Raw genomic sequence first — 12291 nt, 5'->3', positions numbered from 1 at the left:
TTAGCGTCCGATGTGCTTGTGGCTTGAGCCACGCAGCTTGGCGAGCTTGACCTGCTTTTCGCGCTCCGCGAAACGAGCGCGATCTTCCGGCGTGCGTTCGTCATAACAACCAGCGCAGGAAATGCCTTCCTCGAAGAACTGCGAAAGCTTGTCTTCTGCAGTGATTGGACGGCGGCAGGCGCGGCAAAGCTCGATATCGCTTTCCGTTAGACCATGACCGATTGCCACGCGTTCATCGAACACGAAGCATTCGCCGTTCCACATGCTTTCTTCTTTTGGCACGTCTTCGAGATATTTCAGAATACCGCCCTTGAGGTGGAAAACATCATCAAAGCCGAGACCCTTGACGAAGGCGGTTGCCTTCTCACAACGGATGCCACCCGTGCAGAACATGGCAATCTTCTTGCCTTCAAGCTTGTCGCGGTTCTGCTCCACCCATTCCGGAAATTCGCGGAATGTTTTGGTGTTCGGGTCAAGCGCGCCTTCAAAAGTACCGATGGCATATTCATAATCATTGCGCGTATCGACAACGACCGTGTCTTCATCGGCAATCAGCGCGTTCCAATCTTTAGGCGCAATATATGTGCCGACGCTTTTCAGCGGATCAATACCCTCGACGCCCATTGTGACGATTTCGCGCTTCAAACGCACCTTCATGCGATAGAAAGGCATTTCAGTTGCATGTGAGTATTTCAATTCCGGATTAGCAAGACCTGGGACAGCCGTAATATATTTAACAAGCTTTTCGATAGCATCTGCGGAACCTGCAACCGTGCCGTTAATGCCTTCCGCAGCCAGCAATAGCGTTCCTTTGATTCCATTCGCGCAGCACAGCTCAGCGAGCGGCTCACGCAGGCTTTCATATTGCGGCAATGGCGCAAAGCAATAAAGGGCGGCAACGGTAAATGGCAAATTGCTCATAGGTTCTATCTCTTTTAAATTTACTTCGACCTAGTCCTCGAACGCGGCAAATTCAAGTTATTTATCCCCGACTACTCAGGTGCAGCGACAATCTGGCTTCGATGACCGTAGTTTTCAGAGGAGAAACCAGATGTTTGATACCGAAACTTTCGCAGCAGTCATCTCCATGGCCAATGATGCGGACATTGAGCCAGCCGCTTTGTTGGCAGTTGCCGAAGTGGAAAGTGGCGGACGGGCGCTGTTTCCTGTCGCGGATAGAAAAGAACCGGCAATTCGCTTCGAGGGTCATTATTTTGATCGCAGGCTGTCTGGCCGTATCCGCGAACAGGCGCGTCAGATGGGACTGGCCTCACCAGAAGCCGGACGCGTGCGCAACCCCAAGATGCAACGTGAGCGCTGGCTGCTGCTGGAGCGTGCCATGAGCATTCACCGTCAGGCAGCGCTTGAATCTACCTCATGGGGCTTGGGTCAGGTGATGGGCGCCCACTGGAAATGGCTTGGTTATCGCAGCATTGATGAATTGGTAAACGAGGCACGCAGCGGCGTCACAGGGCAAGTCTCGCTGATGCTCAAATTCATCGAAAAGGCCGGTTTGAAGCCAACTTTACAGGCAAAAGACTGGCGCGATTTTGCGCGCCGCTACAATGGCCCCGCCTTCTCGCGCAATCAATATGATAGCCGCATGGCCGCAGCCTATGAGCGATGGAGCCGCAGTTTATGCCACTTAATGAAAGCGGCGTGACGCTGCCGGGCCGCGTATCGGTTTTGATACGTGCGGTAGACAAACAAGGCCATGCGCTTTAAATCGGTTTTAGCCATTCAATTTCCAGCAGAAGAGCAAACCTATGCCGCAGAAAACCGATCTTCTCGTTCCCGTCCTGCAAGGCCAGCCGGTCATTCCCGTCTTGCTGATTGAGAAGGTCGAACACGCGGTTCCGCTTGCACGCGCTTTGGCCAAGGGTGGATTGCCGGCCATCGAAATCACCCTGCGCACAGCGGCAGCACTCGACGCAATTCGCGCAGTCGCATCAGAAGTGCCGGAAGCGATCGTTGGAGCGGGCACCATTCTCAATGCCAAGCAATATGAGGAGGCAGCCAAGGCTGGTTCACGCTTCATCGTAAGTCCTGGCGCAACGAAGTATATTCTCGCTGCAGCTGATGACAGTGATGTGCCGCTTCTGCCTGCGGCAATCACCCCGAGCGAAATGCTTGCTCTTCGCGAAGAAGGCTACACGCATCTCAAGTTTTTCCCGGCAGAACAGGCAGGCGGCGCACCGTTCCTCAAGGCCCTTTCCTCACCACTGGCAGGATTAACCTTCTGCCCAACTGGCGGCATCAGCCTGGGCAATGCGAAGACCTATCTATCGCTGCCAAATGTGGTCTGTGTCGGTGGCTCATGGGTTGCCCCGAAAGAACTGCTGGAAGCAGGCGACTGGGACGGCATCACCAAGCTTGCCGCGGAAGCCGCAGCTTTAAAGGCCTGAGTGTTAAACGGTAAAATAAAAAAGGGGCCGACAAGGCCCCTTTTGCTTATCTTGATTCCGCAGATAGTCAGTTCGTTTCAGTGAACTTCGCTACCGTCAAGAATGTAACGGCATTACCGCTAAACTGACCGGAGCGTTCACTCGGTAAGTTACCCCGCTGGAAACCAGCCGTATAGACCATAGCAGGAGCCGAACGCAGCGCATCATTACGCAGAACTGCATTGGTTGCCGGCGCAGTCTGTGCGACAGACTCTGTAGACATCGCGACTGCAGAAGCAGGCATTGCGGCTGGCTGAACCATAGGCGCTGGACGCGCGGCCGAGGCAGCAATGCGACGATCACCCTTGCCCGTTGAACGCACACCGGTTTTTGCTCCATGCCCAACGGCAGCAACATGCGAACGCGATGGAGTTGTCTTTGAAACAGAGGCAGTCTTGACTGGCGCAATCTTCACTGGCTGAGGCTTAGCGACAGCAACTTGCTGTGCTTCAAAATCATCCCGTGGTGGCGCAATAAGCTCGCTGATTTCATCCTTTTTGGAAACCATTGCCAATTGCGTATCGGCCCGTGGAGCTTCCTTGGGCAGTGGATAGGAAGCAGCATTGCCCTGGGCAATCACATTGCCTGCATCTGCAACCGTTGCCTCGGCCTGCGGATTGTTATTAACGATCTGAGCAATCGCATCCTGCGGGTTTTCTTGCGCTGGTTGCGGACGCATCGCGGGAACGACAGCCGAAGCCAATTGTGATGCAGTTTCCTGTTGCGGACGCATTGATGGGACTGGAACAAAACCGGTTAGCATCGCGTTAGTCCCAGCATCAGCGACTTGTTGTGCGGCACCCTCGTCCGGCATTGCCGCTGCTGCCAGAGCAATCGCATCCTGTGCTGCGTTAGCAGGCTTACGAGAAGGAATAGGAACATTGAATGCAACCACAGGCGCTTCTTCCACTTGCTGTGGTGCCTGTATGATGGCTTCAGGGCGCGGAGCCTGCATCGGAATCGGTGCATCACGTGCCGGAAGCGCAGCGATCATGGCTTCGGGTTGAGGCGTTTGTACCGGCACAGCAGGTGTTGGAGCCTGACGAACAGGAGCAGCACGTGCCGGACGCGACGCGGCAGGAGCAACATCACCATTATCTTCTTCTTCGTCAGCGCCTCCGCCGCCGAAGAGAGCACCAAACAAAGTCTTGCTTTTACGCGGAGCAGAGTTACTTGCCATCATAACGTTACCGCCGCTTGCCTTCTGCCGTTCGATCATAGCAAGAGCCTGTTCATACCCCGGCAGTGGCTTGCCATCAGCAGGAATATGCGCCGTTTTTCCGTCCGGGAACAGAGCGAGCAGCTCGCGACGGCTCATACGTGGCCAGGAGCGGACATTGCCAACATCCATATGGGTAAAAGGGGAGCCTGAACGCGGATAATAGCCGACGCCACCGATCTGATAACGCATACCGATAGCGCGAAGTTTGGCGAGTGGAACACCCGGAATGAAAAAATCCATCGCACGGCCAAGCGTGTGCTGGCTCTTTTTAGCAACGCCACTCGTCTTGGAACGCAGCATGTTATTCGTTGCGGGCGAACGATAAGCGGAAACAACCGTGATATACTGGTTCGAACCGGTTGAGCGATACACTTGCCAAACGAGATCGAACAGCCGCGGGTCCATTCTCGTCGGTTCATTACGACGCCAATCACGCAAGAAAACATTCAGCTTCTTCAAACCGTCCGGCAAAAATTTGCCATTCTTTTTGAAGGTGATTTCTGCTTTTTCACCCGTATGAACATAATAGAGCTTCAGCGTGCGCGTTTCGGCAGACGCCTGCGAAGGCGCTAACGCCGTTACGACCGCCGCCGCAACCAAAGCTGTCGAAGCAGACGCTCGAACCTGGGAAGCCGAATTGAACAAACCCGTCCAGACTTTCGCCAACCGCGCTTTGATAGTCGATATGCTGCTCATCGAATTATATCGCCTTACCGTGTTGTCCGCCCTAAAGGCCGTATCAGAGTTCCAAGAAACGAATATGCGTGAACCCTTATTGTCGGATTTAATGGTTAATGGACGCTTAGTGAACAACAAATGAGGAAACACCATGGCAAAAAAGACACAGGGGCGCATCTATTTTTATCATGGTAAAAAATTATTAACAATCTTCTGAGATGCTAACATTCTGGCAACACTCACAGGCATTGCAACATTTCATTAATATTTTCAGTTTCTTATCTGTTTTAAGCGCGCAAAATTTGCGGCTGATTGCCCTCTTTATAGCTTAAATCTTCGTCTTCTTTCTTCGACGAGATAGACGCCACATCGATGCCATATTCTTTCAATTTTCGATAAAGTGTTGTTCGGCCAATACCCAAACGACGAGCAACCTCACTGATTTGACCATCATAATGCCCTATCGCGAAGCGGATCATCTCTTCTTCAGCAGCGGCCAGTGTCCGCACTTGCCCCTCTGGCGTGACACCCCTGATGGCACCCGCGAGCCGAACCTCGTGAGAATGACCGGATAGCCTGGGAGTCGAAGATATATTTGCGCGCGGATAACTAACGCCGCCAAAAATATCCATATTGCGGAAATCATGCACTGTTAGCGCATGTTCTTCACAAAGAAGAACTGCCTGATAGATTGCATTTTTGAGTTCACGAACATTGCCGGGCCAATCATAGCTTTTTAGCCCCTCCATCACAGCAGGTGTAATCCCGGTGAGATGCCCTAAGCGTTCTTCGCTCGCAAAATGCATCAGAAACTGATGCGCAAGAATTGGAATGTCTTCCAGCCGATCTCTTAGTGGTGGCAAAGTAATATGGAATGAAGAAAGCAATTGATAAAGGCCAGGGTGAAAGCGGCCCATATGAACAAAATCGGCTAGCACTCTGCTATTAGATGCAATAATGCGGGTATCTGATAGCAACGCATTATCTGTCGTCTTCTGTAACCCTCGCATCGCTTCAAAAAGACGACCTTGCGTCCGATAAGGCAGGGCACTTATCTCATCAAAAAACAGTGTACCGCCCTGTGCTTCTGCTAGTTTTCCAGCAATACGGATAGGTGGCTGAACCAAGGTCGACCCACGATCATCATTTGATTGACCAAACAGCACTTCATTGGTGTTTTGCTTTGCAATCACGCGACAATCAATGGCAACGAACGCGCCTTGCCAACGTGTACCACCGCTGCTGATGGCACGCGCAAGTGTTTCCTTGCCTGTACCATATTCACCTTCAATGAGAAGCGGTGAATCAAGCTGCATCACCCGTCTTGCAAGCGTTGAGACATTTTCCATCTCCTGACTTTTCATGACAAGCTCAGATAGCAAGATATGCGACTTCTGAGTCGTCCGTGTTCGCTTTAACTCCTGCGAAAGCGAATCAAGCTTGAATGCATTTGCAACGGAGACTTGCATACGTTCAAAAACAACCGGCTTCGTCATAAAATCAGTGGCACCGAGCCGAATAGCTTGCATCGCTTTTTCGACTTCATCGACTTGAGCAATTGCAATAACGGGAACTTTGACATTGGCCTGCCGCATCCGGGCAAGAACCGCACAACCATCCAGATCAGGCATAGACAGATCAAGCAGAACGAGCGCTATATCTTTGCGGTTAGTGATGAAACCAAGCGCATTGATACCGCCATCCGCGAGAATGCTTCTGTGCCCCATACGCAACACAGCAGCCTCAAGGCTTCTGCGCTGTATCGGATCATCGTCGACTATAAGAATACGCGTACTCATTAATTGCTTATCTATCAGCGGTTTATATGATGGTGTATCCCAATAACTAGTATATGTCTTATTTCAGGCGTGCATTTGCAGTCGCGCTTTCGTTGAATGCAACCCCTCATATGATCGGAGCTTATTTCATCCTCAGAATAGTTCTATGATTTAGGATGGCACCTTGCCCCTTGGCGTCTTGAAAAAGACATGCGAGAAGAAGGCAACAGGAGAATGCTATGACCTTTGCCATGAAACGTTTTTCGAAGTCTGCGATGCTCGACACCATGCCTCATATGCCAGCCGGTGATACGGGAGCTGCCACGAAGGCTGACCTTGGAAAGCTGCCCGAGTGGAATCTGGCTGACCTCTACCCTTCTGCTGAGAGCGCTGAATTGAAAGCCGATCTCGAAAAGGCGGCAAAGGATGCAGCCGATTTTGAAGCCCGCTGGAAAGGCAAACTCGGTGAAGAAGCGGCAAAGGCCAATGGCGTAAATTTTGCCGATGCGATCAAGGAATATGAGGGTCTAAGCGAACTCATGGGCCGCATCGCTTCATTCGCGGGCCTTTATTACTACGGCGACACAACCGATCCAAAGCGCATGAAACTATTCGGTGATGTGCAACAGAAACTGACTGACGCCAACACGCCGCTGATTTTCTTCAGCCTAGAAATCAACCGCATCGATGACGACGTGCTTGAAAAGGCGATGGCCTCCAATCCCTCGATCGGCCACTACCGCCCATGGCTGGAAGATCTTCGTCTCGACAAACCCTATGAGCTTGACGACAAACTGGAACAGCTTTTCCACGAAAAATCGATCACCGGCTACAGCGCTTGGAACCGACTGTTCGATGAAACCATGTCGAGCCTGCGTTTTGAAATCGATGGCGAAGAACTGGCCATCGAGCAGACGCTCAACATGCTGCAGGACGCAGATGGTGCCTTGCGCAAAAAGGCATCGGAAGCGCTTGCCAAGACTTTCGGCGCAAACCTGCGCACTTTCACGCTGATTACCAATACGCTGGCCAAGGACAAGGAAATCTCCGACCGCTGGCGTGGTTTTCAAGACATTGCCGACAGCCGCCATCTTGCCAATCGCGTTGAACGTGAAGTTGTCGATGCGCTCAGCAGTGCCGTTGAAGCAGCCTATCCGCGCTTGTCACATCGCTACTATGCGTTGAAAGCCAAGTGGCTCGGCCTCGAAAAGCTGGAGAACTGGGATCGCAATGCGCCGCTGCCGGAAACACCGCAGGCGCTGATCTCGTGGGATGAGGCGCGCAAAACCGTGCTTTCCGCCTATGGCAACTTCGCGCCGGAAATGGCCGAGATCGCCAAGAAATTCTTCGACAAGAACTGGATTGACGCGCCAGTGCGTCCGGGCAAGGCGCCGGGTGCTTTTGCGCATCCAACCGTACCTTCCGCCCATCCTTATGTGCTGCTCAACTATATGGGCAAGCCGCGCGATGTGATGACGCTTGCGCACGAGCTTGGCCATGGCGTGCATCAGGTGCTGGCCGGCGAACAGGGTGCGCTTATGGCATCGACGCCACTCACACTGGCTGAAACGGCTTCCGTTTTTGGTGAGATGCTCACGTTCCGCTCGCTGCTTGAACGCACCACCAACAAGCGCGAACGCAAGGCCATGCTGGCTCAGAAGGCCGAGGACATGATCAATACAGTCGTGCGCCAGATCGCTTTCTACCAGTTCGAGCGTCGTGTTCACACCGAGCGCCGCGAAGGCGAACTGACATCAGAGCGTATCGGCGAAATCTGGATGGACGTGCAGCGCGAAAGCCTTGGCGATGCGGTCAATCTCAATCCGGGTTACGAAACCTTCTGGACCTATATTCCGCACTTCATCCATTCGCCGTTCTACGTCTATGCCTATGCTTTCGGTGATTGTCTGGTAAACTCGCTTTATGCCGTCTACCAGAACTCGGAAAAAGGCTTCCAGCAGAAGTATTTCGACATGTTGAAAGCGGGTGGCACCAAGCACCACAAGGAACTGCTGGCGCCATTTGGCCTTGATGCAACTGATCCGGATTTCTGGAGCAAAGGCCTGTCGGTGGTGGAAGGCATCATCGACGAACTCGAAGCCATGGAAGACTGAGCAAATTCGTGACCCACAAGGGTTTGAATAGGGGTTTGAATAGGCCGCAAATCCTTTTTCGGGATGACAAGGCGGGCCGCGATGTTTTATTCGCGGCTCCGTCTTCGATTATCCGTGCCGATACGCCAGATACGTTCGAAGCAGCATGGAAGGCCCTGCAACGCGCCCATAATGCGGGCAAATGGCTTGCAGGCTACCTCTCTTATGAAGCGGGCTATTTGCTAGAACCCAAACTGAAAGAGCTTCTGCCGGAAGGTCGCAAAGCGCCGCTTTTATGCTTTGGTGTCTTCGATGGCCCATCAGACGAAGCCTTGCACACGCGCAGCGATGACAACATCACGTACTTATGTGAACCGGTTGCCCAATCGTCGCTGGAGGATTACCAGCTGAAGTTTGCGCGCCTTCACCAGCATTTGCGCGAAGGCGATTGCTATCAGGGCAATCTGACATTTCCGGTTCACGCTGAATGGGATGGCGATCCGCTCGTGCTGTTCAACACGCTCGCAAAGCGTCAACCCGTTCGCTATGCGACCTATTGCGATCTCGGCGGCCCGATCATCCTGTCGCGTTCGCCGGAACTGTTCTTTGAAGTAGATAGCGAAGGTTATATCGAAACACATCCGATGAAGGGCACCATGCCGCGCGGTGCCACCCCTTTTGAGGATGAAGCCAACCGCCTGTTCCTGATGAACGACCCTAAAAATCAGGCGGAAAACCGCATGATCGTCGACCTGTTACGTAATGACATTTCATTGGTCAGCGAAGTCGGATCACTTGATGTACCCGAACTTTTCCGCGTCGAAACTTATCCAACTGTTCATCAGATGATTAGCCGGGTACGTGCAAAGCTTCAAGACAATCTGCCGCTGCGCGCGATTTTTGCAGCGCTTTTCCCATGTGGCTCCATTACCGGCGCGCCGAAAATCAGCGCGATGGAAATTCTGCGCAAACTAGAAAGCGACCCGCGCGACATCTATTGCGGCTCGCTCGGCTGGATCGAGCCGGGTGGGCGTATGCGGTTCAATGTTGCCATCCGCACGATCTCGCTTCTTGAGCAAAATCGTGCAATCTTCAATGTCGGGGGCGGCGTGGTCTTCGATTCCACAGCGCAAGCGGAGTATGAGGAATGTCTTCTGAAAGCACGGTTCGCGACGGGACAGCGACCAGCCATGCGGACCCAGACTATCAGCTGATCGAGACCATGCGCTGGGAGCCTCTTTCGGGTATCCTGCGTTGCGATCTTCATATGGCGCGGCTGGAAAACTCCGCGAGAGAGCTTGGCTTCCGCTACAACATGGAAACGGTGCATAAGAAGATCGCCGAGATCAGCGCCGGGGACAGCCCACTCAAACTGCGCCTGACCCTTGCTCCGGACGGTCTCGTCGAGATTGCGGCTTTTCCTTATGAGCCGTTGCAGCCACAGACTGTCTGGCGCATCGCAGTGGCAGAAACGCGTCTGAAACACGATGATGCCTTGCTGGGCCACAAGACCACGCGGCGTGAGGCCTATATTTCAGCCCGTGAAGAATATTCTTCAGCCGAGGTGGATGAAGCCATTCTGCTCAACGAACGTGGCGAAGTGTGTGAAGGCACCATCACATCGATTTTCCTCGATATCGGCGGCACGACCTGTGTCACCCCTGCCCTTTCCTGCGGCCTGCTTGATGGTGTTCTGCGGCGCGAGCTTTTGAACAACAGCGTGGTTCAGGAAGGCATCGTGACAGTGGATGATCTTACCCGCGCGCGCAACATTCTTGTTGGCAATTCATTGCGTGGAATGATCCGCGCTCAGTTGGTTATGATATAAATTCGTTAAACACGTTTGCTGTCATAGACTTGTGACGTTTCTTTCTTTCTATGAACCTGTGCTATCGTAGCAAAATGAGTAATTCCGCATCCCGGAAATACCAAGCGCGGCATTCTTGCGGCAGGAGAGAGAAAGAAAATGGCGAAAGCGAAATGGCCAGTCTATGGCGAAATTACCGGCTCTGTTATCATGATCGGCTTTGGCTCGATCGGGCGCGGTACCCTGCCACTGATCGAACGCCATTTCAAATTCGACAAGTCCCGTCTGGTCGTCATTGATCCATCTGAGAAGAACCGCAAGATCCTAGATGACAAGGGTATCCGCTTCATCAAGGAAGCGATCACCGAGGACAATTATAAGAAAATCCTTGGGCCTCTGATCAAGGAAGGCGAAGGCCAACCGTTCATCGTCAATCTGTCGGTCGACACTGGTTCGCTCGATTTGATGCGTTACAGCCGTGAACAAGGCGCACTCTATATTGATACGGTTGTTGAGCCATGGCTTGGCTTCTATTTCGATGAAAAAGCCGACAATGCCGCGCGCACAAATTATGCACTGCGTGAAACGGTGCGTGCTGAAAAGAAAAAGCATCCGGGCGGCCCTACCGCTGTTTCCTGCTGCGGCGCAAATCCCGGCATGGTGTCGTGGTTTGTAAAAAAGGCGCTGATTGACCTCGCCACCGAACTCAAATTGGAATTTGAAGAGCCTGCCACCGATGACCGTCAGGGCTGGGCGAAGCTCATGAAGAAGGTCGGCGTGAAAGGCGTTCATATCGCAGAACGCGACACCCAACGCGCCAAAGAACCAAAGCCATTTGATACATTCTGGAACACATGGTCGGTCGAGGGTTTTATTTCTGAAGGCTTGCAGCCTGCCGAGCTTGGCTGGGGCACCCACGAAAACTGGAAACCGAAGAATGCTCGCAAGCAGAAGAAAGGCAACAAGGCTGCGATCTTCCTTGAACAACCCGGCGGTAACACGCGCATTCGCACCTGGTGCCCGACCCACGGCGCACAATATGGCCTGCTTGTAACCCACAATGAAGCAATTTCGATTGCCGATTTTTTCACTGTGCGCAGCAAGAAGGGCAAGCTCGAATATCGCCCGACCTGTAACTATGCCTATCATCCAAGCAATGTTGCCATTCTCTCGCTTGACGAAATGTTTGGCGGCAGTGGACGCGCACAGACGGTCCAGCATGTGCTTGAAGAAGAAGAAATTCTCGACGGTTCGGATGAGCTGGGGGTTTTGCTCTATGGTCACGACAAAAACGCCTATTGGTATGGCTCGCAGCTGAGCGTCGAAGAAGCGCGTAAGCTCGCGCCTTATCAGAACGCGACAGGTCTACAGGTTTCTTCTGCCGTTCTGGCAGGCATGGTGTGGGCGCTGGAGAACCCTGAAAGCGGTATCGTCGAAACTGATGAAATGGACTATCGACGCTGCCTTGAAGTACAGCTCCCCTATTTGGGACCAGTCAAAGGCTATTATACCGACTGGAACCCGCTGGAAGGACGTGGTGTCCTGTTCGAAGAAGACCTCGACACCAAAGACCCTTGGCAATTCCGCAACATTCTGGTGCGCTAAAACAAACGGGATTGCCCGGCCTTTGCCGGGCAATTTCGATTGCGACAGTTGCGCAACAGTCTTGCAATCCTGATAAAAGGGACTTGTATTCGTTTAAATTTCCATACATCACACGATAAACACTCTTATGGAGAAAATGGACATGAAACGCTTCCGCATTATTGGCTCTACGGCAATCGTGTCGCTCGCGCTTGCAGGTTGTGTGGCAACCGGCCCTGGCGGTGGCGGCAATGTCCCGGTCGTCAATCGCGCGCCATCTGGCATTGATGGTTCCTGGGTCGATCCAAACGGGATCGTGTCATCTTTTAATGGCGGTATTTTTGAAACGCGCGCCACTGATACAAACGAAAAGCTGGCTGAGGGGAATTATCGTTACCAGTCTCCCCAGCTGGTTGAAATCGACATGCGTTCAATCGTGCGTGGCACCTCGTCCCGCGTAAACTGCGCTCTCGTTTCGCAAAACCAGCTTAATTGTACATCCTCGGCAGGCTCGCGCTTCTCGCTCACCCGTCGCGGCTAATCGCTATCCAAACAGTTGATTGGGCGGTACACGTGGCGAGCGTGTGCCGCTTTTTAGTTGGTTCTCGTCTGTGATGGCTGATAAATTAACAGTCTTGAGCACTGTCAGGATTGTAATTTACCTTTTTTTCTCTAGTTTTCCGGC

At 52.7% G+C, this 12291-nt stretch carries 10 protein-coding genes; 7 read left to right on the top strand and 3 right to left on the bottom strand.

Annotated elements, in window-relative coordinates; translation table 11 throughout:
- Window positions 1-921 carry a rhodanese-related sulfurtransferase gene (locus RI570_RS13855; RefSeq protein ID WP_313829145.1) on the bottom strand — a complete coding sequence of 307 codons (921 nt, stop codon included), beginning with the start codon at window positions 919-921 and terminating at the stop codon, window positions 1-3.
- Between the two features lie 130 nt (window positions 922-1051).
- Here RI570_RS13855 and RI570_RS13850 point away from each other — a divergent pair, with 130 nt between their 5' ends.
- Window positions 1052-1663 (top strand): N-acetylmuramidase family protein, encoded by a 612-nt coding sequence (locus tag RI570_RS13850; RefSeq protein ID WP_313829144.1) that lies wholly within the window; start codon window positions 1052-1054, stop codon window positions 1661-1663.
- A gap of 103 nt (window positions 1664-1766) precedes the next feature.
- Window positions 1767-2405, top strand: coding sequence for a 2-dehydro-3-deoxy-phosphogluconate aldolase (locus tag RI570_RS13845; RefSeq protein ID WP_313829143.1), 639 nt, complete (start codon window positions 1767-1769; stop codon window positions 2403-2405).
- 67 nt (window positions 2406-2472) lie between these two features.
- On the opposite strand, the gene RI570_RS13840 is transcribed toward RI570_RS13845, so the two are convergent.
- Window positions 2473-4362 (bottom strand): DUF882 domain-containing protein, encoded by a 1890-nt coding sequence (locus RI570_RS13840; RefSeq protein ID WP_313829142.1) that lies wholly within the window; start codon window positions 4360-4362, stop codon window positions 2473-2475.
- Between the two features lie 269 nt (window positions 4363-4631).
- The gene (locus tag RI570_RS13835; protein WP_313829141.1) at window positions 4632-6143 is read right to left on the bottom strand and encodes a sigma-54 dependent transcriptional regulator; all 1512 of its coding nucleotides are present in this window, start codon (window positions 6141-6143) and stop codon (window positions 4632-4634) included.
- Between the two features lie 218 nt (window positions 6144-6361).
- On the opposite strand from RI570_RS13835, the gene RI570_RS13830 reads away from it, so the two are divergent.
- The 5 genes from RI570_RS13830 to omp10 all read left to right on the top strand — a co-directional run bounded on the left by RI570_RS13830 (window position 6362) and on the right by omp10 (window position 12147).
- Window positions 6362-8236, top strand: a complete 1875-nt coding sequence (locus tag RI570_RS13830; protein ID WP_313829140.1) for a M3 family oligoendopeptidase — start codon at window positions 6362-6364, stop codon at window positions 8234-8236.
- A gap of 35 nt (window positions 8237-8271) precedes the next feature.
- A complete protein-coding gene (locus RI570_RS13825; RefSeq protein WP_409558673.1) occupies window positions 8272-9429 on the top strand; it encodes an aminodeoxychorismate synthase component I in 1158 nt (385 codons plus the stop codon).
- Window positions 9363-10043 carry an aminotransferase class IV family protein gene (locus tag RI570_RS13820; protein WP_313829139.1) on the top strand — a complete coding sequence of 227 codons (681 nt, stop codon included), beginning with the start codon at window positions 9363-9365 and terminating at the stop codon, window positions 10041-10043. Before RI570_RS13825 ends, RI570_RS13820 begins: the two co-directional genes overlap by 67 nt.
- A 138-nt stretch (window positions 10044-10181) precedes the next feature.
- Entirely contained in the window at window positions 10182-11627 is a 1446-nt protein-coding gene (locus tag RI570_RS13815) for a homospermidine synthase (RefSeq protein WP_313829138.1), read from the top strand.
- 142 nt (window positions 11628-11769) lie between these two features.
- On the top strand, window positions 11770-12147 hold the full coding sequence (gene omp10, locus RI570_RS13810; protein ID WP_313829137.1) for an outer membrane lipoprotein Omp10: 378 nt from the start codon (window positions 11770-11772) through the stop codon (window positions 12145-12147).
- Window positions 12148-12291: the final 144 nt, after the last annotated feature.

This window comes from Brucella pseudogrignonensis (assembly GCF_032190615.1).
In the GTDB taxonomy this organism is placed as follows: domain Bacteria; phylum Pseudomonadota; class Alphaproteobacteria; order Rhizobiales; family Rhizobiaceae; genus Brucella; species Brucella pseudogrignonensis_B.
Note: the sequence above shows the minus strand (reverse complement) of the source record. Positions and strands in the feature narration are given on the sequence as shown.